21 protein-coding genes and 1 pseudogene are annotated in these 25,100 nt (G+C 45.3%); 9 read left to right on the top strand and 13 right to left on the bottom strand.

Annotation, left to right across the window (positions count from 1 at the left end; translation table 11 throughout):
• Position 1 precedes the first annotated feature (1 nt).
• Entirely contained in the window at positions 2 to 796 is a 795-nt protein-coding gene (locus WA279_RS14015) for a YfkD famly protein (RefSeq protein WP_003233657.1), read from the bottom strand.
• A gap of 70 nt (positions 797 to 866) precedes the next feature.
• A complete protein-coding gene (cax, locus tag WA279_RS14010) occupies positions 867 to 1,922 on the bottom strand; it encodes a calcium/proton exchanger (protein WP_003242902.1) in 1,056 nt (351 codons plus the stop codon).
• A gap of 167 nt (positions 1,923 to 2,089) precedes the next feature.
• On the opposite strand from cax, the gene WA279_RS14005 reads away from it, so the two are divergent.
• A complete protein-coding gene (locus WA279_RS14005) occupies positions 2,090 to 3,265 on the top strand; it encodes an MFS transporter (protein ID WP_336155708.1) in 1,176 nt (391 codons plus the stop codon).
• Positions 3,266 to 3,463: 198 nt separating this feature from the next.
• On the opposite strand, the gene WA279_RS14000 is transcribed toward WA279_RS14005, so the two are convergent.
• From WA279_RS14000 to yfkJ, 3 genes are read right to left on the bottom strand one after another with little or no spacing between them, the layout of a single operon-like run.
• Complete coding sequence (locus tag WA279_RS14000) at positions 3,464 to 4,291, bottom strand: YihY family inner membrane protein (RefSeq protein WP_014479170.1); 828 nt, start codon at positions 4,289 to 4,291, stop codon at positions 3,464 to 3,466.
• A gap of 23 nt (positions 4,292 to 4,314) precedes the next feature.
• On the bottom strand, positions 4,315 to 4,635 hold the full coding sequence (locus WA279_RS13995; protein WP_003233665.1) for a hypothetical protein: 321 nt from the start codon (positions 4,633 to 4,635) through the stop codon (positions 4,315 to 4,317).
• Positions 4,636 to 4,652: 17 nt separating this feature from the next.
• Positions 4,653 to 5,123 carry a protein-tyrosine-phosphatase gene (gene yfkJ, locus WA279_RS13990; RefSeq protein WP_336155707.1) on the bottom strand — a complete coding sequence of 157 codons (471 nt, stop codon included), beginning with the start codon at positions 5,121 to 5,123 and terminating at the stop codon, positions 4,653 to 4,655.
• A gap of 202 nt (positions 5,124 to 5,325) precedes the next feature.
• Between yfkJ and WA279_RS13985 the strand changes: the two genes are divergently transcribed.
• Together WA279_RS13985 and WA279_RS13980 are read left to right on the top strand one after the other, a co-directional pair.
• Entirely contained in the window at positions 5,326 to 5,541 is a 216-nt protein-coding gene (locus WA279_RS13985) for a DUF1128 domain-containing protein (protein ID WP_015715504.1), read from the top strand.
• Positions 5,542 to 5,649: 108 nt separating this feature from the next.
• Positions 5,650 to 6,840: an MFS transporter gene (locus WA279_RS13980; protein WP_336155706.1), complete on the top strand. Its 1,191-nt coding sequence runs from the start codon at positions 5,650 to 5,652 to the stop codon at positions 6,838 to 6,840.
• A 39-nt stretch (positions 6,841 to 6,879) separates the two neighbouring features.
• On the opposite strand, the gene yfkM is transcribed toward WA279_RS13980, so the two are convergent.
• Positions 6,880 to 7,398 (bottom strand): general stress protein 18, encoded by a 519-nt coding sequence (gene yfkM, locus WA279_RS13975; RefSeq protein ID WP_251188078.1) that lies wholly within the window; start codon positions 7,396 to 7,398, stop codon positions 6,880 to 6,882.
• A 242-nt stretch (positions 7,399 to 7,640) separates the two neighbouring features.
• Between yfkM and WA279_RS13970 the strand changes: the two genes are divergently transcribed.
• Positions 7,641 to 12,029, top strand: a complete 4,389-nt coding sequence (locus WA279_RS13970) for a multifunctional 2',3'-cyclic-nucleotide 2'-phosphodiesterase/3'-nucleotidase/5'-nucleotidase (RefSeq protein WP_336155705.1) — start codon at positions 7,641 to 7,643, stop codon at positions 12,027 to 12,029.
• A 37-nt stretch (positions 12,030 to 12,066) separates the two neighbouring features.
• On the opposite strand, the gene WA279_RS13965 is transcribed toward WA279_RS13970, so the two are convergent.
• The 4 genes from WA279_RS13965 to treP all read right to left on the bottom strand — a co-directional run bounded on the left by WA279_RS13965 (position 12,067) and on the right by treP (position 16,777).
• Positions 12,067 to 12,732, bottom strand: coding sequence for an NAD(P)H-dependent oxidoreductase (locus WA279_RS13965; RefSeq protein WP_014476144.1), 666 nt, complete (start codon positions 12,730 to 12,732; stop codon positions 12,067 to 12,069).
• Between the two features lie 139 nt (positions 12,733 to 12,871).
• Positions 12,872 to 13,588, bottom strand: a complete 717-nt coding sequence (gene treR, locus WA279_RS13960; RefSeq protein ID WP_160244137.1) for a trehalose operon repressor — start codon at positions 13,586 to 13,588, stop codon at positions 12,872 to 12,874.
• A 20-nt stretch (positions 13,589 to 13,608) separates the two neighbouring features.
• Positions 13,609 to 15,294: an alpha,alpha-phosphotrehalase gene (gene treC / locus WA279_RS13955; RefSeq protein ID WP_336155702.1), complete on the bottom strand. Its 1,686-nt coding sequence runs from the start codon at positions 15,292 to 15,294 to the stop codon at positions 13,609 to 13,611.
• Positions 15,295 to 15,364: 70 nt separating this feature from the next.
• On the bottom strand, positions 15,365 to 16,777 hold the full coding sequence (gene treP, locus WA279_RS13950; RefSeq protein ID WP_336155700.1) for a PTS system trehalose-specific EIIBC component: 1,413 nt from the start codon (positions 16,775 to 16,777) through the stop codon (positions 15,365 to 15,367).
• Between the two features lie 192 nt (positions 16,778 to 16,969).
• Between treP and WA279_RS13945 the strand changes: the two genes are divergently transcribed.
• The 4 genes and pseudogenes from WA279_RS13945 (at position 16,970) to WA279_RS13930 (ending at position 20,963) form a co-directional block, all read left to right on the top strand.
• Positions 16,970 to 18,511: a spore germination protein gene (locus WA279_RS13945; RefSeq protein WP_336155699.1), complete on the top strand. Its 1,542-nt coding sequence runs from the start codon at positions 16,970 to 16,972 to the stop codon at positions 18,509 to 18,511.
• Positions 18,492 to 19,646: a Ger(x)C family spore germination protein gene (locus WA279_RS13940; RefSeq protein ID WP_336155698.1), complete on the top strand. Its 1,155-nt coding sequence runs from the start codon at positions 18,492 to 18,494 to the stop codon at positions 19,644 to 19,646. The genes WA279_RS13945 and WA279_RS13940 overlap by 20 nt, the downstream gene beginning before the upstream one ends.
• 15 nt (positions 19,647 to 19,661) lie before the next feature.
• A complete protein-coding gene (locus WA279_RS13935; RefSeq protein WP_003233686.1) occupies positions 19,662 to 19,862 on the top strand; it encodes a hypothetical protein in 201 nt (66 codons plus the stop codon).
• 23 nt (positions 19,863 to 19,885) lie between these two features.
• A pseudogene (locus tag WA279_RS13930) lies at positions 19,886 to 20,963 on the top strand (endospore germination permease).
• On the opposite strand, the gene WA279_RS13925 reads toward WA279_RS13930, so the two are convergent.
• From WA279_RS13925 to WA279_RS13915, 3 genes are all read right to left on the bottom strand, one after another.
• The gene (locus tag WA279_RS13925; protein ID WP_015715497.1) at positions 20,960 to 22,375 is read right to left on the bottom strand and encodes an alanine/glycine:cation symporter family protein; all 1,416 of its coding nucleotides are present in this window, start codon (positions 22,373 to 22,375) and stop codon (positions 20,960 to 20,962) included. The pseudogene WA279_RS13930 and the gene WA279_RS13925 sit on opposite strands and share 4 nt — an antisense overlap.
• Positions 22,376 to 22,499: 124 nt before the next feature.
• On the bottom strand, positions 22,500 to 22,892 hold the full coding sequence (locus WA279_RS13920) for a J-domain-containing protein (protein WP_003233692.1): 393 nt from the start codon (positions 22,890 to 22,892) through the stop codon (positions 22,500 to 22,502).
• 18 nt (positions 22,893 to 22,910) lie between these two features.
• Complete coding sequence (locus WA279_RS13915; protein WP_327828954.1) at positions 22,911 to 23,048, bottom strand: hypothetical protein; 138 nt, start codon at positions 23,046 to 23,048, stop codon at positions 22,911 to 22,913.
• A 100-nt stretch (positions 23,049 to 23,148) separates the two neighbouring features.
• Here WA279_RS13915 and ltaS point away from each other — a divergent pair, with 100 nt between their 5' ends.
• Positions 23,149 to 25,098 (top strand): lipoteichoic acid synthase, encoded by a 1,950-nt coding sequence (ltaS, locus tag WA279_RS13910; RefSeq protein ID WP_003233694.1) that lies wholly within the window; start codon positions 23,149 to 23,151, stop codon positions 25,096 to 25,098.
• Positions 25,099 to 25,100 lie beyond the last annotated feature (2 nt).

Raw genomic sequence — 25,100 nt, 5'->3', positions numbered from 1 at the left:
TTTATCTTGGCAGTGAGGAAAGCTGAAAGCCAAATGTGACATGATCTTGAACCGGAATCCAGGCGCCGATTCCCTGTGACGTGACATTTTTCACGACGAGTTTTCGTTTATTTCCTTTCAGCACTAAGTACACTTCTCCGTAAGTCACTTTTCCTTTTTCATTCACAGCCGGTGCATATGCATGTAGATAACCGATTTTTTTAGGAGCGACTTTATAAATCTGATCCCGTTTTGTGCCAGCCCCAATGACCGTCTCAAATGCAAGCGGAAGGTTCGTTTTCTTCATTGCTTTTTGCATCATCATGCTTTTGACATCTTCAGCATTTGGAACTTTAGCTGTCAGGCCGCCCTTCACTCTGTACTGCTGTTCCTGGGCATAATGCATTTCAGCCGTTTCTTTCCCGCCGCGGTTATCCGCACGGTTTGTATTGATTTTTTTATATTCCCAGTTTGCGACTGTTTCATTTGATTCATAGCCGAGCGCCCATTTCCCGAGAAATATTGTCGCCCGGTACCCTACTGCAAGCGGTGTGCCGGATATGTTGGATTCATTCAGCATTTTGATGAGATGCGGATTTTCAATCTTCACCTCAGAATGATCGAGCAACTCCTTTGCCAGCTTGCTCGGCTGAAGCATTGGCTGATCCTGTGAAGCATTCGGATACGTGTTTTCCTTTGAAATGCTTGCGACAGAATTAGGAACCTTAAACTGCTTTTTCGCGTGGATGGGCTGAACGCCGAAAAAACTAAAGAATAACAACACGATAAGTGTGGAATGAAATAGCTTTTTCATCATATCACTCTTTCTATGGCATTTTCCCTTAGTCTTTTCATCCCGCTTTGTTGTTATCCATCATTTTTTCAGGTTAAAGAAGGAAAAAGCCGATCGCCATAATGACATATGCAGCAAGCAGTGTCGCCCCTTCAAACCAGTTGGAATCCCCGTCATTCGAAATCGCGATCATCAAGAGAACCGCTGATACCATCGCGACGAGCTCAGGCAATGTAAATACAAGCGGCATGCTTGTCGGAAAAAAGATAGAACAGATGACGAGAACCGGTGCGACAAACATAGCGATCTGCAGCGTAGAGCCGACTGCAATTTCAACCGCAATGTCCATTTTATTTTTGAAGGCCATAATAATCGCTGACGCGTGCTCCGCCGCATTTCCTACAATCGCCACGATGATGACCCCGATAAACAGCTCGCTCCACCCGAACTGTTCAGCAACCGAGTGAAAGGTATGGACCAGGTTTTCGGATATGTATGCAACCACAATCGTTGCCGCAAACAAGACAATCGTCGCAACCTTCCCTGACCATTCCGGCTCTTCCTCTTCTTCAGTCTGAGCGGCATTATTCGGCTGATAAACGCCCCGATGCGTGACAAGTTTAAAGTACAGCGCCGCCACATACAACAGAATCATAATGATGCTGATGCCGATGCTTAAATTGAGCTTGCTGGCGTTTCCCATACCAACAGAGAATACCTCCGGAATCACAAAGGCGACAATGATGGCAAAAATCAGAAGCCCGGAGTTATGGCGGGCATCATGGATATTAAATTCCTGCCGCTTATATTTTAAACCGCCGACAAAAAACGATAGGCCCGCTACCAGCAACAGGTTCCCCAGCACTGAACCGGTTAAAGAGGCAAGCACGATTCCTGTCAGGCCTTCTTTTAATGCAAAAAGGGAAATAATCAGCTCCACCGCATTCCCGAAGGTTGCATTCAACAAACCGCCGATACGCGGTCCTGCAATGATGGACAGTGATTCTGTCGCCCTCCCCATATAGCTTGCAAGCGCGATAATCGTCACACAATAAACGGCAAATAGAACCGCGGAAGGCCAATGCATCAAACTGCCAATCACAGAAAGCGGAACACCGGCCGCCACTAAAATAAAAAAGATACGATTCATGGTGAAATAGCTCCTTTTTTATGACTTGTTTTATTTTTATTCTTCTCAAAAACCTTCATGATTACACGAGGGCAAATGTATAGCGTGATATAGGCTTTTTTCAGGTTGCCTGCTTTTGGAAAACATTGTACGATCAACATAGATTCCACATAAGGAGAACTGACACGATGTCACGATTTCATTTCTTTATCCTTGTCTTGCTCGTATCCATTTCTGGGTTTTCACAAGGCATGCTGCTGCCTGTCATTTCAATCATTTTTGAAACAAATGGAGAATCCGCTGCTATCAACGGCCTGCACGCGACCGGGCTGTATATCGGTGTGCTTTTGGCTTCGCCGTTTATGGAAGCGCCGCTCAGAAAGCTCGGATTCAAGCCGCTGATCGTTATGGGCGGAAGCATTGTCATTTTAAGCTTATTCGGATTTATTTGGCTTCAGTCAGTTTGGGTCTGGTTCCTGCTTCGCCTGTTCATTGGAATCGGCGACCACATGCTTCACTTTTCTACGCAAACGTGGGTGACCTCCATGTCATCAAAACAAAATCGCGGAAGAAACCTGTCTATTTACGGGCTTTCCTTTGGCCTTGGCTTTGCCGCAGGCCCGTTCATGGTGCCGCTTGTCAAGCTGAGTCCGTCGCTTCCTTTTATCGTGTCCGGCTGCATCAGTCTGTTTGCGTGGCTTTTTGTTTTCTTTCTACAAAATGCATACCCGGAAACCAGTCCTCATGAAACCAAATCAGACAATAGTTTCAGGCGATTTTATCAGGCCATGCTGTTTGGGTGGGTTGCCTTTATGCCTACATTTGGCTATGGCTTTTTGGAAACGGCGCTGAACGGAAGCTTTCCGGTGTACGCGCTCCGTTTGGGGATATCAGTAGACGCAGTAGCGATCATCCTTCCCGCATTTGCGATTGGAAGCATTATCTTTCAGTTTCCGCTCGGCATCCTCAGCGATAGATACGGCAGGCGGAATGTGCTGCTGGTGATTTTACTGACTGGGGCTCTTTGCTTTTTCATTGCCGGTGTATTTCCTTCGCCTTACGTGATCGGCGGCTGCTTTTTTATTGCAGGAATGGCAGTAGGATCAACCTTTACACTTGGCATCAGCTATATGACAGATCTTCTTCCGCCCCACCTCCTGCCGGCGGGAAACCTGCTTTGCGGCATTACATTCAGTCTCGGCAGCATCCTCGGCCCGGTTGCCGGCGGCTGGTATATGCAGACATTTGAAAGCGCAAACTTGTTCTACTTCATTACTCTCACGCTTAGTATTGTGTGGCTGGCCCTTGTGCTGGGCAAACCGAAAAGCTGGTCACCGGCTGAAACCTATTCTTCATCTTCTTAATCAAAAAGCCTCCCGACATCATGTCAGGAGGCTTTTATGCTAATGGTAGCCGTTTTGTCCGTTGGCGCTTCCGCTTGTTTTATGGCTCGATTTGCTTTTCGAATTTTGTTTGTTATGGCTTCCGCCTTTTTTCGTATGCTTGGTCATCACGATATCCCCCCGACTTCTTTTTGAACCGAAGTTCGTTTATAGGGTGCGCTAATGGTAGGGATTTTCATCAGGAAGCTTTTTACGTTTATGTAAAAGAGCGTTGATTTCTCCGCCTAGGATAATTAAAATGCCGCTCAAGTAAAACCAAATCATCAGAACGATGATTCCCCCGATGCTCCCGTAAGTGGCGCTATAGTTCGCAAACGTGCTGACGTAAAATGAAAACAATGTGCTGACAACGATCCAGCCGATGGTCGCAAAGACCGCACCCGGCATGACAAACCGGAGAGACAGCTTTTTGTTCGGCGCAATCACATACAGCGCGGAAAAAACAATCAAAAGCACAAGCGGGCTGACACCCCAGCGAATGGCGGCCCAGACGGATAAAAACAGATCCGACGCGCCGACAAAGTCAGAAGCGAGCCTTCCAATCTCCCGGCCAAATACCGGCAGAAGCAAAGCCACTAAAATCGTAAATACCATGGCAATCGTCAAAAAAATAGAGGTTAGACGAACAATGATAAAAGAGCGGTTTTCTTCCACATCATACGCGTGGTTCAGCGACCGGACGATCGCGTTCATTCCATTAGACGCAGACCATAATGCGGCGATAATCCCGAATGACAGCAAACCGCCATTTCGATTATTTAAGGTTTGATGGGTAATGGATTCAACGAGAGACATCGCACTGGCGGGAGCATATTGTTCTATGACTCCTAAAACATCATCAGTAGAAAGCGGAAGATACGCGGTGAGCGTCAGCATAAAAATCAAAAACGGAAACAGTGACAATAGAAAAAAATACGCCAGCTCCGCTGATTTACTTTGTCCTTCATGAAGGGTGTATCTGCTGAAAAGCTCTTTCAAAAAACTCATGTCGTCTCACCTCGCATGTTTGATCATTTTTTTGAAAAATGCTCTTTCGTTTCTTGCACGAGTTCCATCACTTGCGGCGTTGTTTTCTTCAGCTCTTTCACCTGCTGGTTCACAAAGTCGACTTCCTTTGAAAGCGTTTGGGCGAGCTTTTTGGCCTCATCCACTTTTGTGATGACAGTGTTTTTTAAAAGCTCCGGATTGCTTTTGTACAGTGAAAGTTTATGCTTGCATGTCAGCCATCTCATGCCGCACGCCTGTCTTGTCGGCTTATGGAGCAGTGATAACGCCGCACCTGCCGCAGCTCCGAGAAATATCCCTTTCAGCATTAAACGTTCGTTGTTCATGCAAATTCTCCTTTCACTCACAATTGTTTTTCTTTTTGAATAGACGCAAGCAGATGCTCACAGCCCGATTTGATTAATTGGCAAACTTCTTCAAAATTCCCTGTGTAGTAAGGATCGGGAACGTCGGCAAGATCTGAATCTTCAACAAAGTCCAAAAGCCTTTTGATATGCGAGGTGTTTTTAAATCCCGCCATGCTTCTGAGACTTCCGATATTTTCTGCATCCATTGCAATGATGTAATCAAAATCGTCCAGATCCTGTTCGCTGACTTGACGCGCCAGCATGCCATCAAAGCTGATTCCTTCTCTGCGCAATATCTCCTGCGTTCCCTCATGCGGCGGATTGCCGATGTGCCAGCCGCCGATTCCTGCTGAGTCCGCCTTAATTTTCCCCTCTAATTCTTTTTTGGCTGCCAGGTCCCGAAAAATCGCTTCCGCCATCGGAGACCGGCAAATGTTTCCTAAACAAACAAATAACACGCTTATCATGTTGTGCAACCTCCCTATTCTTTGCCCCTATTTCTCTAAAGAGAAACCTTCATGAATATCTTAGTAGGATGTTCATTTCCTTTTCAACTGATGTCTTCACTTTTTTGGAATTAAAAGCCTGCTTTTAGAATAGGGTTTTTTTCTGATGGAATTCTGTTAGAATAAAACATACCTATATTGCGCATAGAAAGGATGGAACCATTTGTCCAGCCCAAATACAGAAACATTAACTCAGATGATTGAAGAGATTTCCCAAAAGCTGAACATGCTGAACGTCGGCGTAATCAAAGCGGAGGATTTCAGTGATGAGAAGATTGAAGACCTCACGTACCTTCACAGCATGGTGATGAGAAAAGAATCATTCAGCCCAAGTGAAATGCAGGCGATTGCTCAAGAATTAGCCTCGCTTCGTAAATAATGGAGACTGGCCGAAACTCGGCGAGTCTTTTTTATCATTTCCCCAAACCAATTTTCCTTAGAACAGTAAACAGCAAAGTGTTCGAATAAGATTTGAAGGAGTACAAGCATGCAATCGACATCTATCAAAACAGCATCCGGAATGTATATCAACTACTTCTTTCTGGGGATGGTCAACATCATTCTCGCATCCAATATGTCTTCATTAACAAAACAGTGGAATACCGATCCGACCGGCATCAGTTATGTCATTGCCGCTATCGGGTTTGGCAAACTTCTGACATACGGCATTTCCGGCGTTCTATCAGATAAAATCGGCAGAAAGCCGCTTGTTGTCGCTTCTGCGGGAATTATGGCCGTCTTTTTAGTCGGTATTCCTTTATCACCGAGCTATGAGCTGGCGTTTGTGTTCGCCTTATTAGCCGGAGTCGCAAATTCAGCGATGGATGCCGGAACATATCCGGCCCTAACCGAGCTCTTTCCGTCTGCTTCCGGTTCGGCGAATGTCTTGGTCAAGGCCTTTATGTCTGTCGGGGCCGCACTTTTGCCGCTTTTGATCACATTTTTAGCAGACCACAGCATGTTTTACGGATTTGCTTTTTATCTGCCGGCAGCGGTCTATCTCCTGAATATTATTTATTTATCAACGCTTTCGTTTCCTAAAAAACATAAGAAACCAACGAATAGCGGCCAACAGGAATCTCCCGTTTTCTTGTCTGAACCCGTTTTTCAGAAAGAAGGCACCGCACTGATTATCATCGGTTTTACATCCACGGCTTTATTTACGGTTTCTCAAATCTGGCTCCCGAGCTACGCGCAAAAAGCAGCCGGTTTAGCTGAATCAGCATCTGTACAATTGCTGAGCTATTATAGTATAGGATCTCTGGCATCTGTTTTATTATTAGCCGTTTTGCTGAACAGATGGGTCAAACCTGTCTTCATAACGCTCTTATATCCTATTATTACTTTATGTACGCTCGCAGTCATGCTGACCGTTCACATCCCAGTTGTGCTGGACATCACTGCCTTTTTCTTAGGCTTTTCAACTGCGGGTGTGTTTCAAATTACCATTACGTTAATGACAGAGCTTTTCTGGAAGCGAAAAGGAACCGTTACCGGAATTGTAGCGACCGCTTCAAGCCTTGCATCGATTCTGCTGCCGATTGCAACAGGACTTATCGCAAAAGCGGGGGGCATCGCCCATATTTTCATATTCGACTTCGGCATTGCGGTCATCGGAACGGCTGCAGCTGCTTTCTTGTATTACAGGTACAAGAAACTGACAGGTGCTCAAGCCTAAGCAACAAAAAAACGGACGCCCGCGGGCGCCCGTTTTTTCTTATTTCGCAAGCAATGCCAATGACTCGCGGTTAAATGCCGGTATATCGTCCGGTGTGCGGCTAGTGACCAATTGATCCTGGCAAACAACCACTTCCTTGTCCACAACGTCGGCACCGGCGTTTTCCATGTCAACACGAATGGACGTATAGCCCGTCGCTTTTCGGCCGTCGAGCGCTTTCGCATTGATTAAAAGCTGCGGGCCGTGGCAAATGGCAAATACCGGCTTTTTGTCAGTCATAAACGCTTTTGTAAATTGGACAAAACGATCGTCAGCGCGAAGCTGGTCTGGTGAAAATCCTCCGGGAATCAAAAGCGCATCAAAGTCTGAAGGATTTACGTCGTCAATGGACGCGTCAACCGTCACTTCCGCTTTTCCCTGCTTGCCTTTTACTGTTTTTCCTTTTTCATTTTCGATGACAGTCAGTTCATGTCCCGCTTCTTTAAAGGCTTTCGCAGGCTCAGAGTACTCGCTGTCCTCAAAATAATCTGTTAAAACAACTGCAATTTTTTTCCCCATGATTCATAACCTCCCGCTTTATATGTCTACATAAAACACTCTACCCCAGCCACACTAAAATAAACATTCCGCGATTGTGACAAACGATAAGCATAAATACCCAGTATTTGTCGCTTGATACTGCTACATAATACTCATTTTTCTCCCTTTTACAATAATCATAAAGAAACACCTACAAATAGTTACAAAATATTCTTACAATAGGAGCTGTAACACAAATTTCGTTGAAAGGTGGAGAACTGGTGAGAATACAGAAAAGACGAACACACGTCGAAAACATTCTCCGTATTCTTTTGCCCCCAATTATGATACTTAGCCTAATCCTCCCAACACCACCCATTCATGCAGAAGAAAGCGCGGCTCCTCAGGTGCATCTGAGTATTTTGGCTACGACTGATATTCATGCCAACATGATGGATTACGATTACTACAGCGACAAAGAAACGGCGGATTTCGGTCTGGCGAGAACAGCGCAATTGATCCAAAAGCACCGCGAGCAAAACCCTAACACCCTGCTTGTGGATAACGGCGACTTGATTCAAGGGAATCCGCTGGGTGAATACGCGGTGAAATATCAAAAAGACGACATTATCTCCGGCACGAAAACCCATCCGATTATCAGCGTCATGAATGCGCTGAAATACGACGCCGGAACGCTTGGCAATCATGAATTCAACTACGGGCTCGACTTTCTCGACGGCACAATCAAAGGAGCCGATTTCCCGATTGTAAATGCCAACGTCAAAACAACTAGCGGCGAAAACCGTTATACGCCGTATGTGATTAATGAAAAAACCCTCATTGATGAAAACGGTAATGAGCAGAAAGTAAAAGTCGGTTACATAGGCTTTGTCCCGCCGCAAATCATGACATGGGACAAAAAGAATCTCGAGGGGCAGGTGCAGGTGCAGGATATCGTAGAATCCGCCAATGAAACAATCCCGAAAATGAAGGCGGAAGGCGCAGATGTCATTATTGCCCTCGCCCACACCGGCATTGAAAAGCAGTCACAATCATCAGGTGCAGAAAACGCCGTGTTTGACCTTGCCACCAAAACGAAAGGCATTGACGCGATTATCTCGGGCCATCAGCACGGACTCTTTCCTTCCGCCGAGTATGCGGGTGTTGCTCAGTTCGATGTGGAAAAGGGAACAATTAACGGCATTCCTGTCGTCATGCCAAGCAGCTGGGGCAAATATTTAGGCGTGATTGACCTCAAGCTTGAAAAGGCGGACGGCTCATGGAAGGTAGCAGATTCCAAAGGAAGTATTGAATCTATTGCTGGCAACGTCACATCAAGAAACGAAACCGTTACAAACACCATTCAGCAAACACACCAAAACACACTGGAGTATGTACGAAAGCCAGTCGGCAAAACCGAAGCAGATATTAACAGCTTCTTTGCACAGGTCAAAGATGATCCTTCCATTCAGATCGTGACTGACGCGCAAAAGTGGTACGCTGAAAAAGAAATGAAGGATACCGAGTACAAGAACCTGCCGATTTTATCCGCTGGAGCGCCGTTTAAAGCAGGCGGCAGAAACGGAGCCAATTACTATACAAACATTCCAGCCGGAGATCTTGCGATTAAAAATGTCGGTGACTTGTATCTTTACGATAATACTGTTCAAATCGTCAAGCTGACAGGCAGCGAGGTCAAGGACTGGCTGGAGATGTCAGCAGGCCAATTCAATCAAATTGATCCAGCTAAAGGCGGCGACCAGGCCTTGCTGAACGAGAATTTCCGCTCCTATAATTTTGACGTGATTGACGGTGTCACATATCAGGTCGATGTGACAAAACCGGCTAAATACAATGAGAACGGAAAAGTGATCAATGCGGATTCATCCCGGATCATCAATCTTTCCTATGAAGGCAAGCCGATCAGCCCAAGCCAGGAATTTCTCGTCGTCACCAATAACTATCGTGCGTCCGGAGGCGGCGGGTTCCCTCATCTGACGAGCGATAAAATTGTCCACGGCTCTGCGGTTGAAAACAGGCAGGTGCTGATGGATTACATTATTGAACAAAAAACAGTCAATCCAAAGGCAGACAAAAACTGGTCAATCGCGCCTGTTTCCGGCACGAATCTGACGTTTGAATCCTCGCTTTTGGCCAAGCCATTTGCCGATAAAGCAGACGATGTCGCTTATGTAGGCAAGTCTGCGAATGAAGGCTATGGTGTGTATAAGCTGCAATTCGATGATGATACAAATCCAGATCCTCCTAAAGACGGACTGTGGGATCTGACCGTCATGCACACCAATGATACGCACGCACATCTCGATGATGCAGCGAGACGAATGACGAAAATCAACGAAGTACGCAGCGAAACAAATCACAACATTCTCCTTGATGCGGGAGATGTGTTTTCCGGCAATCTGTATTTTACAAAATGGAACGGTTTGGCCGATCTGAAAATGATGAACATGATGGGCTATGACGCCATGACCTTCGGGAACCATGAATTTGATAAAGGCCCGACAGTGCTTTCTGATTTTCTAAGCGGAAACAGCGCAACCGTTGATCCGGCGAACCGCTATCACTTTGAAGCGCCGGAATTTCCGATTGTCAGTGCAAACGTAGATGTGTCAAATGAGCCCAAGCTGAAATCATTTGTCAAAAAGCCGCAGACCTTTACTGCGGGAGAAAAGAAAGAGCCGGGCATCCATCCGTACATTCTGTTAGACGTTGACGGCGAGAAAGTGGCCGTGTTCGGACTGACAACCGAAGACACAGCCACAACCTCAAGCCCGGGCAAAAGCATCGTATTCAATGATGCCTTTGAAACAGCACAAAACACCGTCAAAGCGATTCAGGAAGAAGAAAAAGTAAATAAAATTATTGCTTTAACCCATATCGGTCATAACCGGGATCTTGAGCTAGCCAAAAAAGTAAAAGGCATTGACTTGATCATCGGCGGACACACTCACACCCTCGTTGACAAAATGGAGGTCGTAAACAACGAAGAACCGACGATCGTGGCGCAGGCAAAAGAATACGGCCAATTCTTGGGGCGCGTTGATGTCGCGTTTGATGAAAATGGCGTTGTGCAAACAGACAAATCAAATCTGAGCGTGCTGCCAATTGATGAGCATACAGAAGAAAACGCAGAAGCAAAACAAGAACTTGATCAGTTCAAAAGTGAATTAGAAGACGTGAAAAATGAAAAAGTCGGCTATACGGATGTGGCGCTTGACGGCCAGCGTGAGCATGTGCGCACGAAAGAAACGAATCTCGGAAACTTCATCGCGGACGGTATGCTGGCAAAAGCGAAAGATGCAGCCGGCGCCAGAATAGCGATAACAAATGGCGGCGGCATCAGAGCCGGCATTGACAAAGGTGATATCACACTCGGCGAGGTGCTCAACGTGATGCCGTTCGGCAATACGCTTTACGTGGCCGATTTAACCGGAAAACAAATTAAAGAAGCTCTTGAACAAGGATTAAGCAATGTGGAAAACGGAGGCGGCGCCTTCCCTCAGGTGGCCGGAATCCAATATACGTTTACATTAAACAAGGAACCCGGACACCGTGTTCTTGAAGTCAAATTGGAAATGCGTGACGGAAAAACAGTTAATCTTGATCCTGACAATACCTACCGCGTGGCAACGAATAATTTTGTCGGTGCCGGAGGAGACGGATATTCTGTCTTTACAGAAGCCTCCCATGGTGAAGACCTTGGCTACGTTGATTATGAGATTTTCACCGAACAGCTGAAAAAACTAGGAAACAAGGTCTCTCCTAAACTTGAAGGACGGATCAAAGAAGTATTCCTGCCGACAAAGCAGAAGGACGGCAGCTGGACACTTGATGAAGACAAATTTGCGATTTACGCTAAAAATGCCAACACGCCACTTGTCTATTATGGAACACATGAAGGATCTCAAGAGAAGCCTATCAATCTTAAAATGAAAAAAGATCAGGTCAAACTTTTGAAAGAAAGAGAGTCAGATCCTTCATTGACGGTGTTCAACTACTGGTACAGCATGAAGATGCCAATGGCGAACCTTAAATCAGCAGACACTGCAATCGGAATCAAGTCGACGGGAGAATTGGATGTGTCACTGGCAGATGTATATGACTTTACAGTGAAGCAAAAAGGAAAAGAAATAAAATCATTCAAGGAGCCCGTTCAGCTTTCGCTTCGCATGTTTGATATTGAAGAAGCCCATAACCCTGCCATTTATCATGTCGACAGGAAAAAGAAAGCTTTCACAAAGACAGATCACGGATCAGTCGATGATGATATGGTGACAGGATATACAAACCACTTCAGCGAATACACGATCTTAAATTCCGGAGAGAACAACAAACCGCCTGCATTCCCGTCAGATCAACCGACAGGCGGTGATGATGGCAATCATGGCGGCGGCTCCGACAAACCAGGCGGAAAACAGCCAACTGACGGAAACGGAGGAAATGATACGCCTCCCGGCACTCAACCGACTAACGGCTCTGGAGGAAACGGTTCGGGCGGATCAGGAACAGACGGTCCGGCTGGCGGCCTGCTTCCGGACACAGCCACATCCATGTACTCGATCCTGTTGGCCGGATTTCTGATCAGCGCACTCGGAACGGCAATGTACTTACATCAGAGGAGAAAACAGAATAGAGCGAATCAGGCATAAAAAAAGAGCTGCTCGCTAAGCGAGCAGCTTTCTTTATTTAAACCCACTTCACAACATCTTCAACAGCAGATCTTGTTTTCGGACGAGGGTCTCTCACTCGGTAGCCGAATGCCACCATCACAGAAATATCAAAGCTTCCGTTTTCCAGAAGGCCTTCTTCTTCAAGAATACGGTGAATGTGATCGTACTGGAAGCCTTCGATCGGGCAGGAATCAACACCGATTTGCGCAGCGGCAGTCATCATGTTGCCAAGCGCGATATAGGTTTGTTTTGATGCCCAGTCAAACAATGTTCTGTCACTTTCAAGCAAATGCAAATCGTTTTTCTGGAATTCTTCTGTTTTGCTTAAATAGCCTTCGTATACGTCTTGAGGCATTTGTTTTACTTCTTTTAAATGACGTTTGATGTAGTCCGCATTATATTTGATATCCTTCGCTGTACGCGCAAGAATCAGGACGAAATGGCTTGCGGTCGGCAGCTGCTTTTGTGCGCCCCATGTATATTCACGAAGCTTCTCGCGGAATTCCGGATTTTGGACGACGACAAATTTCCAAGGCTCAAGGCCGAGTGAGCTCGGAGACAGTCTTCCTGTTTCTAAAATAAATTCAAAATCGCTGTCTGACACTTTTTTATTCGGGTCAAATTCCTTAGTCGCATGCCTGAAATTGTATGCATCCAGAATTTGTTTCTTTAGATCTGCCATGTAAAACACCTCTCCTTTAGGTTACTCTCATCTCTATTGTAGCCATTATGATAAAAAGTAAAAGTACGCACATTTTTGTTGGATAGTATCAATTTTGATACCAAACAAAAAAGCGCGCTGCCGCAGGCAGGCGCCTCTCTCATTTCCCCCGCCGCGCAAAATCAACAAATCGGAATTTGTCGAGACGGTGTCTGCTTTCCGTATATTGAAACAAACTGGTATCCTCCAAAAAGACGTAGTTTCTCACCACGACCATATGGTCATAGCCGCGTAAATCGAGCAGCTCTCTGTCCTCGTCCGTACACGGCTCGGCGACAATTTCTTTTTGGGCGTAACTGATCGAAAGACCGAGCTCTCCTTCTATATATTCATATATGGAGTTTTCACAAATTTCTTTCGTCAGGTGAGGGACATGCTTTCTGAAAAAGTAATCCTTGTCCAAAATCACATGCTCCCCGTCAATCTGCCTAGACCTGATGACTTCCCAGATGTCGTCATCCAGATTGGCCCGGAGCTGTTTTTGGATCAGCTCTGACGGAGGCTCCAGCCCGAATTTGTGTACAGTTGTTTTCGTTTCTTTGCCAAGCGTTTGTGCGAGCTCCTTGAAGCTGACAAGGCCCGAAACGGGAAACTGCATTTTTTCACGATTGAGCACGACGGAGCCTTTTCCCCTGATTTTCTGGATATAACCGTTTTGCGCGAGCATATGAAGCGCCTTTCGGACCGTTTCTCTTGATGTACCGTACTGTGCGGTCAACTCATGTTCAGACGGAAGAATCTCCTCCGCTTTCCATCGGCCGCCTTCAATTTGCTGTGCGATGTCTTTATAAATTGTGATGAATTTATTCACCTTCATTATGGACCACCCAGCTTAGTTTAACACGGTTTCGTTAAACGATAAACAATGGACTCATACGGGCGGAGCTTCATGTTCTGAAGCCCTTCCCTTGCTTCATCGTTCGTCAACAGCACCTCTGCCTTCCATTCGTCAGGCGCTAAAGAGTCCGGCAGTGTAAAGGCCGCCTCTGTCCCGTAAAAATTATTGATCACGAGCAGCTTTTCATTGCTGCCATGTCTGAGATACGCAAAAATGTTCGGGTCATCCTTTGCGATTACCTCATACGTTCCCTCTGTCACAATGTCATACATTTTGCGAATCTGAATCAATTTTTGATAATGGTAAAACACCGAATTTTGATCCCTTAGCGCCGCTTCAGCATTGATTTCCCGGTAATTTCCGGCAACCGGTATCCACGGTGTGCCCGTTGTAAAACCGCCATTCTCCGTAGCATCCCACTGAACGGGGGTTCTGGAATTGTCACGGGATTTCGCCTGTAAAATGGCTGTAATCTCTTGATCAGCCATTCCTTTTTCCTTAAAGGCGTGATACATGTTCAGCGATTCGACATCCCGATAGGAGCTTATGTCAGTAAACTTCGGATTCGTCATCCCCAGCTCCTCGCCCTGATAAATATAAGGCGTGCCCTGCATCATATGAATGGCCGTAGCAAGCATTTTCGCCGATTTCACCCTATATGCGCCATCATCTCCATATCTTGATACAACGCGCGGCTGATCATGATTGCACCAGAACAGAGCGTTCCATCCTCCTCCTGCGTGCATCCCCGTTTGCCAGTCAGATAGGATCTCCTTCAGCTTCAAAAAATCAAACGGCGCCAAGGCCCATTTTTCGCCGTTAGGATAGTCAACCTTGAGATGATGGAAGCTGAATGTCATATCAAGTTCTTTATTGTCAGGATTCGTATACCGGATACAGTGGTCTACGGTTGTTGAAGACATCTCACCGACCGTCATGCTGTCGTAATGCGAAAACACCTTTTCGTTCATTTCATGCAGAAATTCGTGCACCCGCGGCCCGTCAGTGTAAAAAGAGCGGCCGTCGCCTTCCTCCGCATTCGGAAAGCGCTGATCTTTAGAAATCAGGTTGATGACATCAAGCCTAAAGCCGTCTATTCCCTTTTCAAACCAAAAATGCATCATGTCATAGACATGCTTTCTGACCTCTTCATTTTCCCAATTCAAATCAGCCTGCGTCACATCAAACAGATGCAAATAGTATTGGCCCGATGCTTCGTCAAGCTCCCATGCCGAGCCGCCGAATTTCGATTCCCAGTTTGTCGGAAGAGAACCGTTTTCCTGCGGGTCTTTCCATATATAAAAATCACGGTACGGGCTGTCTATTGAAGAGATCGCCTCGCGAAACCATTTGTGCTCTGTTGACGTATGATTGACAACAAGATCCATGACGACTTTCAGGTCTCTTTTATGTGCTTCGGACACTAGCCGCTCAAAGTCCTCCATCGTACCATATTCAGGATAAATCGAGTAATAGTCACGGATATCATACCCATTATCATGCTGAGGAGAATCATAAATCGGCGTCAGCCATAGCACATCCACTTGAAGTGTTTTTAAGTAATCCAGCTTTTCAATAATGCCGTTCAAATCGCCGACACCGTTTCCCGTCGTATCGTTAAAGCTTTTCGGATAAATTTGATAAACCACAGCTTTTTTCCACCATGGCGTTTGTTCTGTTTTCATCTGTTTCCACCACCATATTTAAATTGAAAATGGGAAAAGGGAACGTTCAACACGTCCCGCTCCCCATTTGTTATTTATGTTTGAATCTCGCATACGCGTATGTTCCGGCAAACGGCACGATCAATACAATAGCCATCCCGATTGCAAACGCGCCCCAGTACTGGCTCATGATTGAGAAAATCCCCGGCACGCCGCCGACACCAACGGAGCTTGCCAGCACACCTTGAGAAGAAATATACATTCCGGCCAGGCCAGAGCTGACCATTGCAATGATAAACGGGAATCTGTATCGCAGATTCACCCCAAAGATGGCAGGCTCTGTAATGCCAAGATAAGCAGAAATCCCTGATGTGAGGGAGAGGCCTTTTTGTTTCTCATCCTTCACGATAAACATCATGGCCAGAGCCGCCGAACCTTGTGCGATATTAGAAAGCGCCAGCATCGGCCATAAAAAGGTGCCGCCGAGCTTTGAACCGATGAGCTGAAGGTCGACTGCAAGAAACGTGTGATGCATACCGGTAATCACGAGCGCTGAGTAGAAACCGCCATATAACAGACCGCCCAGTGCAGCAAAAGAACCAAACACCGAGATAAGCCCTGAAGTCAGTACATTACCGATCGCAAATGTAATCGGGCCGATAATGATAAAAGAGGCAAATCCTGTTAAGAGAAGCGTAATTGGTGCGACAACGAGCAGCTGTATGCCCTCAGGTGTGCGTTTTGTTAAAAATACCTCAATCTTCGCCAGCATATAAGAAGCAAGCAAAATTGGGAGCACCTGGCCCTGATAGCCGACTTTCTGCACCTCTAGGCCGAATAGATTCCATCCCGGGATCTCTCCGCTTTGTTCTGCCGCGCCATATCCCCACGCATTCAGCAAATCAGGATGCACGAGCATAACCCCGAGCACGATGCCGAGAAGCGGATTGCCGCCGAACCGCTTGACGGCAGACCATCCGATTAACGCAGGCAAAAACGTAAAGGCCGTGCCTGCAATTAGGTTAATCATATTAGCAAGATCCGCCCACTGCGGATAAACCTGCACAATCGATTTTGTGCTAAAGAAAATGCCTTCCGCCGTTAAAATGTTATTGATCCCCATTAAAAGACCCGCCGTGACAATCGCAGGCAATATTGGAATAAAAATATCTGCAAGCGTTTTCACAGCACGCTGCAAAGGATTCATATTTTTTTCTGAGGCCTTCTTCACTTCATCCTTTGTTGACTCGCCAATCCCCGTTTCCTTAACCAGTTCAGCATATACTTTATTGACAGTTCCCTGGCCGATTACGACCTGAAACTGTCCGTTTGTCGAGAATGATCCCTTTACCACATCAATTTGATCAAGCATCTCTTGGTCAACCTTGCTTTCATCTATTAAAGCAAAACGCAAACGTGTAACACAATGAGTTGCCGCTGCAATATTTTCAGCACCGCCGACTGCTTCGACAATCTGACGTGCCGATTTGTTCAGTTCCCCCATGCCAACCCCTCCGTATCCGTTTTTATAACTTGTATATACAACTTATAATCATATTGTATTCCTGTATATACAGGTAGTCAACACTTTTTTATAGCGCTTTCATCCTAGTCTGGAATATATGAAACAGACAAGGTTACCCTAAAAGTCACAAGCACTTATTGAATATGACATTAAAAAGCAGGGTGAGCCTCTATGAATAAACGCGACAAAGCGCTTCAGCTCATCAAAGAGCTTGAAGACAATCAGGACAGACCGATCTCTCCCAATTTGAAGGAAAACCTCGAAAATCTGACCTTATTAACAGAAGGCTGCTCAGACATCGTATTTAGACAATTTGACTTTGGAAACGGGCTGTGCGGATTTATTGTTTATATCGAAGGAATTGTAAAATCTGAACATATTCAGGATCACGCCCTCCGCCCTTTCTTAATGCATTTGACGGATCAAATAGATGAACATGAAGAGGCGCTGCAAAATACACTATCAATTTCAAGTGTTGCATTAGAAACGAGTATGAGCAAAGTGGCTGCATCCATCATTGAGGGGAACGCGGTTTTATTTGCCGACGGGCACTCAAAAGGCCTGATCTTAAATATAAAAGGCGGACAAAGAAGAAGCATTGAAGAGCCGATAACAGAATCGACCATCAGAGGGTCAAGAGAGGGCTTCACTGAAAGCCTCAGGGTCAATACCGCTCTTGTGCGCTTTCGCGTCAAAACGTTTCAGCTTAAAATGATCTCGTTTAAAATCGGCACGAAAACCAAAACCGATGTTGTCTTGGCCTATATTGACGGGCTTGCCGATCCAAAGGTCATTGACAAAGTAAAAAAAAGAATCAAAAAGATAAAGATTGATGCTGTCTTAGAAAGCGGATATATTGAAGAGTTTATCGAAGACGACACGTACTCGCCATTCCCCCAGCTGCAATACACAGAAAGGCCGGACACTGTCGCCGCCCAGCTTCTCGAAGGCCGATTTGCCATTTTCACAGATAATACGCCCTTTGTCTTAACAGGCCCGATTACGTTTTGGCAGCTTATGCAGGCCAGTGAAGATTACTATGAGCGTTATTTGATGTCTAACTTAATCCGCTGGCTTCGCTATATGTTTTTATTCGTTGCTTTATATTTGCCGGCTATTTATGTTGCCGTTATTACATACCATCAGGACTTAATGCCGACAAACTTAATGTTCAGTGTGGCCTCCGCTCGTGAACCGATTCCTTTCCCCGCCATCATAGAAGCATTGATTATGGAAATTTCTTTTGAGGCTCTCCGTGAGGCGGGAGTGCGCCTGCCGAAAACCATCGGCCAGACCGTCAGTATTCTCGGAGCCCTAGTCATTGGGACAGCCGCTGTTGAAGCGGGAATTGTGTCTGCCCCCATGGTGATCATCGTATCGTTAACAGGGATCGCGTCATTTACAATTCCGCGGTTTAACTTAGCTATCTCCATCAGGATGCTTCGTTTCCCGCTTATGTTTTTGGCAAGTATTTTTGGGATATTCGGCATTATGCTCGGCACGATTATCTTAGTGCTTCATTTATGCAAGCTGCAATCTTTCGGCATTCCTTATTTATCCGGGATTTCTCCGTTTAAACGAGATGAAGTAAAAGATATTTTTGTCAGGGCGCCTTGGTGGACGATGACCAGAAGGCCGGGCACGTATTCGCGCGGCAACGGACAGAAGGGAGCGAAAAGAGAGGACCCAAAAGATGAAGAAAACAATATATAAGTGTGTTTTGCCGCTTCTCATTTGTATCCTTCTAACGGGGTGCTGGGACCGGACAGAAATCAATGACATTGCATTTGTTGTCAGCTCAGCCATTGATAAGAAAAAAGATCAGTATCGAGTGGCCATGCAGATTCCCTTGGTCGGCCAATTAGGCGGACAAACAGGGGGCGGCGGCGGAACTGCCGGTTCAAAAACATGGTATGTTGATTCAGCTTCCGGCACTACGATCAGAGAAGCGAACAACAAGCTGCAAACCTCCTTGTCACGGACAATCAATACGTCCCACAGACGTACAGTCATTATTGGAGAAGATATGGCGAGAGACGGCGTTGCCCCAGTCTTTGATATTTTAACGCGAAATCCGCAGAACAGATTAACGGCGCTCATTTTAGTCAGCCGGGGAGAAGCGCGGGACATTTTAAACACCGATGTTCAGCTTGAACAGTTTCCGGCGGAAATGATTCGGGAGCTGGCCATTATCGCAACGAGCCGCCCCGTTTTTTTAAGCAGATTCATGTCTGATCTAGTAGAAATAGGCAGTGATCCGTATGCACCGGTCATCTCTGCATCTAAAACAAAACCTGGAGGGAAAGGCAAATCTAATTTGAAAATTGACGGGCTTGCGATTTTTAAAAAAGACAGATTGATGGATATTTTCAAAGATGAACACATGACAGCAGCCCTGATGTTGCTGAATCAAGCCCGCCAGCCAGAATTCGTAGTAGACCTGCCGAATCAAATGGGACAAGCATCCATTCAGCTTCAAAAGTCCAATGCATCCTTTCATGCCGCTGAAAAAAACGGAAAGCTGTCAATGACAATCGAGATCAGAGCTAAAGGAATTATTATGGAAAACCAATCAACCTATGAGACGAGAGAAAATGACCAGTATTACATCATTCAAAAAGCATTAAACAGAACCATAAAGAAGGATGTGATCAGCACCGTTCATCGTTTGCAAAAGCTAAAGGCAGACCCGGCCGGCTTTCAAGACAGGACCATCAGAAGCACGGCAACCACGAAGAATCTGCTGAAAAAGGAATGGGAAGAGGTATATAAGGATATGGAGGTTCACGTCGTCCCAATTGTGACGATTGAGCAGGGCGGTGTCCTATACAAAACGATCAGCCATTAATGGAGGTGCGTTAGCATGATCAGCTATATCGTACAGACATTGATTGTGTGCATTGCCATATACGCATATGAATGGAAGAATTTTCGTTCCGCAAACAATCTAACAAAATGGGCCTTCAGCCTGCTGATTGCAGGAAGTGCTTTTCTATGGATTTATATGAGAGTGAATCCCCTGCTTCCGCGGCTGGGGCACCTGTTTAAATATATTCCGTTTTGAACATGACAGAAAGGATGTGCTTTATGGACAAGACCTCTGCATACCAAGGATTATTTTTCGGAGCACTGTATACGTTAGCGGTCGGATTAAAGCATGCTCCGATTCTCATGATCGAATCAGCAAAACAAAATGCCTGGCACAGCTACATCCTCGGCGTTGTCATCGTGATTCCGGCACTCTGGCTCATGCATAGGCTAATGAAAAAGCATCAGGATAAAAATATCTATGAGCTGCTGAGCGATTCCTCACCAATCGCAGGCCGGATTATCATTTTACTGTTTTCTTTGTATTTCCTGTTAATCAATGCTCATGATATACGTTTTTTCATCAATTTGATTAACATTTTATTTCTCCCGAGAACACCAATGGCTGTTCTTGGCGGTGTTATTATCTTTGTGGCGATCTGTATTGCCAGAGAGGGAAAAGAAACATTGACCAGAATGGCGCAGATATTCTTATTTCCATTCGGCACCCTGGTCTTGTTCCTTCCATTTACGCTGGCCACACAAATTGAGCTTCAAAACTTGACGCCTGTTTTTGAAGGTCTAATCCCATACCTTCAATCAGGCTATTACGCGTTTGGGACAATGGGGGAATTGATTATCCTTCCGCTTCTCTTCTCAAACCGAAGCATCCCGCTAAAATACACCATTTTCGCGATACTGCTGGGCGCTTTTATTGCTGGCCGTGATGTTATTTTCTTCAATTTCTGTCTTTGGTCCCAACCTGACATCTACTTTCTTTGATCCTGCTTATATGGTCATCAGGCAGATCCGCATTACGGATTTTCTGGATCGCTCAGACCTGATCATCGCGGCCTTTTGGATTCCGGTCATTATGGTGAAGATAGCAGGTTCCCTATATATCGTGGTATACGGCCTTTCGTTTTTACACTCAAAAATCGACCCGAAAGCCATGTATACACCAATCGGCATGTTCTCAGTCGTATGCAGCTTTTGGTTCTTTTTAAATACAAATCAGCTAATCGACTTTAACAGAATCAAACCAATCATTAATGTAGTGATTTCTCTTTTGCTGCCTTTACTCATTTATTTGATCATAAAAAGCAAAGCGTTGTTCGGCGCCAAAGCAAAGCACTAGGAATTTTTAGCTTCTTTTGTTTGATAAACAGGATTCTGTTTTGTTTTTCTTATATCTTTCAGGTAGTACTGTTCAGATGTAAAGAATTCGGTGTACAGCGCTTTTACCTTTCTGCTCAATAACAACAGCGCAATCACATTTGGAACGAGAATAAAAGCCAATGCTAAGTCCAAAAAACCCCAAATGGCTTTTGCTCCGCCTGCGGCACCTATGATAATAGCCGCTAAATAAACGAATTTGATCACGTGTCCTGCCAGCCGCCCGAACAGAAATTCAGCTTGCTTTACGCCGTAAAAAATGACAACCATAATGGTTGATACGACAAAGAAGACTAGGGAAACCGAAACGAAGTACCCTCCGCCAGAACCGAAATAATGCTGAAATGCAGCCGTCGTCAGTGCTGCCGGGTCAATTGAGGCGTTCTTCCCTGTCCAGACACCAGATGCAAGAACGACAAAAGCGGTGGTCGTGCAGATGATCAAGGTGTCAATGACAATGCCGATCACAGACCAAAACCCTTGCCGCACAGGATGATCAGTCATTGCTGCCGCATGTGCAATCGGGGCTGTTCCCATCCCGGCTTCATTAGAATACAGCCCGCGGGCAAATCCCCAGCGAACGGTTTCCGCCAACGCAGCACCTGCGAACCCTCCAACTGCTGAAGAAGAGGTAAACGCATTTGAAAAGATGAGAGAGAAAAACGCCGGCACTGATGATAGATTCATGAGAACAATCAGGAGACCGGCACCTGCGTATGCCCCTGCCATAAGAGGCACGACAAACTCTGTTACTTTTCCGATCCGCTTTACCCCTCCTATCACCACTAACCCAATCAAAAATGCAATTCCGATTCCTGCGTATATTTTATTGAAAGAAAACGTCTCGGCAAGCGAGACTGAAACCGAATTTCCCTGAACCATAATGCTCGGGATCAGCTCCACAATCAGCGCAACAGAGAAGAATACGCCGAGCCATTTCATGCGCAGCCCTTTTGTTATGTAATACATCGGTCCCCCGACGTATTCACCCTGCTCATTTTTTTCTCTGTAATGAACAGCAAGAACACTCTCAGAAAACTTAATCGCCATGGCAAATAAGGCAATCAGCCACATCCAAAAAACCGCTCCCGGCCCTCCAAACATAATAGCGGCAGGCACACCGACAATGTTCGCTGCACCGATCGTTGAACTGAGGGCTGAGGTCAATGCCTGAAGCGGTGTGACTGTGCCCTCTCCCTTCGGCTTTTTTCCTACGCTGCCAATTGTCTGTTTGAAAATGTATAAAGGATAGCGAAATTGAAAACCTTTCAGCAAAATAGTGAAATACAACCCTGTCCCCGTCAGCAGGATGATTAGCGGCGGGCCCCACAGCCAATCAGATATATGCTCTATCCATACTAATAGTCGTTCCATCCCATCACCCTTTTTTCGTTTATGGGTCATTTCCCATAGATGGAAAAACATAAACCTTTTGACATAGAACTTGGAACATAAAAAGGATGGCTTTTATCAATCGCCATCCTGCAGATCAGACAAATCAGCTGGAAGAAGGCCTGTTTCGTCCAAGCCGGTCATATACTTTATTCTTATAAAAAGCGGATGCTGGCTTTGAAAACATGCCTTTTTTGTCGACAAGCTTATCAAGCAGCAATTGCTTTTCAGATTTTTTTCTGATTAATTGCTCGCGTTCTTTTTCGTCATAGCACTTTTCGATTAAATGGTCGATGGTCATAAGCTCTTTTTTGAGCGCACCCTCGTCCTCTGCCATTCCCGCGTTTTTCAAAATACGATAGCCCATGCGCAGCGATTCCGGCAAGTGTGCCGCGTCATCCTTCGGCAGCGGCTTTCCCATTCCCGGGAGGTTTTGAAAGTCCCCGTCTTTGATGGCGCGCTTAATTTTATCTTCAGACACAATATGGGAAAAATCCATCATTTCACCTCTTTTTATCTATACCTTATATTTTATCATACAATTCCCAATGTACCATTTTATTCCTTTGTTTCTAGAAAGATACCTTGTTTTACATTTGGTCATATCAAAGCGAAACGTTGATTCGACGGCGTTTTTCGCCACTTTCTCCATCATACGATTTTCACTTTTCTAATCTGCTGATTCGTGTTATATTGGATACGTTCGTTTTTTCTATCGTTTCGCTCGAACTGGATCGGAAAAAAGGAGTGTAACAATGAAAACATTTATAAAAGAAAGAGGACTGGCCTTCTTCTTAATTGCGGTCGTCCTGTTATGGATCAAGACGTATGTCGGTTATGTCCTGAACTTCAACTTAGGAATAGACAACACGATACAAAAAATATTGCTTTTTGTGAATCCTCTTAGCTCAAGCTTGTTCTTTCTTGGCTTTGGACTCTTGTTCAAGAAAAAATTACAGCAGACAGCCATTATAGTGATTCATTTTTTAATGTCTTTTTTACTGTACGCCAACATTGTGTACTACAGATTTTTCAATGATTTTATTACAATTCCGGTCATTATGCAGGCTAAAACAAACGGCGGCCAACTCGGTGACAGCGCATTTTCGCTGATGAGACCGACTGACGCCTTTTACTTTATCGATACGATCATCCTGATCATCTTGGCGATCAAAGTAAACAAGCCTGCCGAAACGTCAAGCAAAAAATCGTTCCGAATTATTTTTGCGTCTTCAATTCTTGTGTTCTTGATCAACCTGGCAGTTGCGGAATCAGACCGTCCTGAATTGCTGACAAGATCATTCGACCGGAACTATCTTGTGAAATACTTGGGAACATACAATTTCACGATTTATGACGCTGTACAGAATATCAAGTCCAACAGCCAGCGCGCGCTTGCCGATTCCAGCGACGTGACGGAAGTAGAAAACTACATGAAAGCCAATTACGATGTGCCGAATAACGTGTATTTCGGCAAAGCGGAAGGAAAAAACGTCATTTACGTTTCACTTGAATCTTTGCAGTCATTTATCATCGACTATAAAATTGACGGCAAAGAAGTGACACCGTTCTTAAATAAACTGGCACATGATAACGAAACGTTCTACTTTGATAACTTTTTCCACCAAACGGGACAAGGCAAAACATCTGATGCTGAATTTATGATGGAAAACTCTCTGTACCCGCTGGCTCAAGGTTCAGTTTTCGTAAACAAAGCGCAAAACACGCTGCAATCCGTTCCGGCGATTCTGAAGTCTAAGAATTACACATCTGCTACTTTCCACGGGAACACGCAGACGTTCTGGAACCGTAACGAAATGTACAAGGCGGAAGGCATTGATAAATTCTTTGATTCTGCTTATTATGACATGAACGAAGAAAACACGAAAAACTACGGCATGAAAGACAAACCGTTCTTCAAAGAATCAATGCCGCTGCTGGAAAGCCTGCCGCAGCCGTTCTATACGAAGTTCATTACCCTGTCTAACCACTTCCCATTCGGAATGGATGAGGGGGATACAGACTTCCCGGCTGGAGACTTTGGTGACTCTGTCGTCGATAACTACTTCCAGTCAGCCCATTACCTTGATCAGTCTATTGAACAATTCTTCAATGATCTGAAAAAAGACGGGTTATATGATAAATCGATTATTGTGATGTACGGAGACCACTACGGCATCTCTGAAAACCACAATAAAGCGATGGCGAAAGTGCTTGGCAAGGATGAAATCACTGATTACGACAACGCCCAGCTTCAACGGGTGCCGCTCTTTATCCACGCTGCCGGCGTGAAGGGCGAGAAAGTTCATAAATATGCCGGAGACGTTGATGTGGCTCCTACCATTCTGCATCTGCTCGGAGTGGATACGAAGGACTATCTGATGTCCGGTTCTGATATTTTATCGAAAGAACACCGTGAAGTGATTCCGTTCCGAAACGGAGACTTTATTTCACCGAAGTACACGAAAATATCCGGTAAGTATTACGACACGAAAACCGGAAAAGAACTCGATGAATCCGAAGTCGACAAGTCAGAAGACTCGCTCGTCAAGAAGGAACTTGAAATGTCCGATAAAATCATAAACGGAGACCTGCTGCGGTTCTACGAGCCGAAAGGTTTTAAGAAGGTGAATCCTTCTGATTATGATTACACAAAACATGACGAAGATTCTTCCGAAACGTCAAAGGATAACGAAGATAAATAAGA

It is taken from the genome of Bacillus sp. 204(2023) (genome assembly GCF_037027505.1).
Classification (GTDB): domain Bacteria; phylum Bacillota; class Bacilli; order Bacillales; family Bacillaceae; genus Bacillus; species Bacillus subtilis.
This window is presented reverse-complemented; position numbering and strand designations above follow the sequence as displayed.

Excerpts from the sequence above, each read along its gene's own strand:
- WA279_RS13920 (WP_003233692.1), bottom strand. The coding sequence starts at position 22,892 with ATGGATTTTTCCCATATTGTGTCTGAAGATAAAATTAAGCGCGCCATC.
- WA279_RS13940 (WP_336155698.1), top strand. The coding sequence starts at position 18,492 with ATGAAGAAAACAATATATAAGTGTGTTTTGCCGCTTCTCATTTGTATC.
- WA279_RS14015 (WP_003233657.1), bottom strand. The coding sequence starts at position 796 with ATGATGAAAAAGCTATTTCATTCCACACTTATCGTGTTGTTATTCTTT.
- WA279_RS14005 (WP_336155708.1), top strand. The coding sequence starts at position 2,090 with ATGTCACGATTTCATTTCTTTATCCTTGTCTTGCTCGTATCCATTTCT.
- WA279_RS14000 (WP_014479170.1), bottom strand. The coding sequence starts at position 4,291 with ATGAGTTTTTTGAAAGAGCTTTTCAGCAGATACACCCTTCATGAAGGA.
- treC (WP_336155702.1), bottom strand. The coding sequence starts at position 15,294 with ATGAAAACAGAACAAACGCCATGGTGGAAAAAAGCTGTGGTTTATCAA.
- ltaS (WP_003233694.1), top strand. The coding sequence starts at position 23,149 with ATGAAAACATTTATAAAAGAAAGAGGACTGGCCTTCTTCTTAATTGCG.
- yfkJ (WP_336155707.1), bottom strand. The coding sequence starts at position 5,123 with ATGATAAGCGTGTTATTTGTTTGTTTAGGAAACATTTGCCGGTCTCCG.
- WA279_RS13935 (WP_003233686.1), top strand. The coding sequence starts at position 19,662 with ATGATCAGCTATATCGTACAGACATTGATTGTGTGCATTGCCATATAC.
- WA279_RS13980 (WP_336155706.1), top strand. The coding sequence starts at position 5,650 with ATGCAATCGACATCTATCAAAACAGCATCCGGAATGTATATCAACTAC.
- WA279_RS13915 (WP_327828954.1), bottom strand. The coding sequence starts at position 23,048 with ATGATGGAGAAAGTGGCGAAAAACGCCGTCGAATCAACGTTTCGCTTT.
- WA279_RS13945 (WP_336155699.1), top strand. The coding sequence starts at position 16,970 with ATGAATAAACGCGACAAAGCGCTTCAGCTCATCAAAGAGCTTGAAGAC.
- WA279_RS13965 (WP_014476144.1), bottom strand. The coding sequence starts at position 12,732 with ATGGCAGATCTAAAGAAACAAATTCTGGATGCATACAATTTCAGGCAT.
- WA279_RS13995 (WP_003233665.1), bottom strand. The coding sequence starts at position 4,635 with ATGAACAACGAACGTTTAATGCTGAAAGGGATATTTCTCGGAGCTGCG.
- treP (WP_336155700.1), bottom strand. The coding sequence starts at position 16,777 with ATGGGGGAACTGAACAAATCGGCACGTCAGATTGTCGAAGCAGTCGGC.
- yfkM (WP_251188078.1), bottom strand. The coding sequence starts at position 7,398 with ATGGGGAAAAAAATTGCAGTTGTTTTAACAGATTATTTTGAGGACAGC.
- cax (WP_003242902.1), bottom strand. The coding sequence starts at position 1,922 with ATGAATCGTATCTTTTTTATTTTAGTGGCGGCCGGTGTTCCGCTTTCT.
- treR (WP_160244137.1), bottom strand. The coding sequence starts at position 13,588 with ATGAAGGTGAATAAATTCATCACAATTTATAAAGACATCGCACAGCAA.
- WA279_RS13925 (WP_015715497.1), bottom strand. The coding sequence starts at position 22,375 with ATGGAACGACTATTAGTATGGATAGAGCATATATCTGATTGGCTGTGG.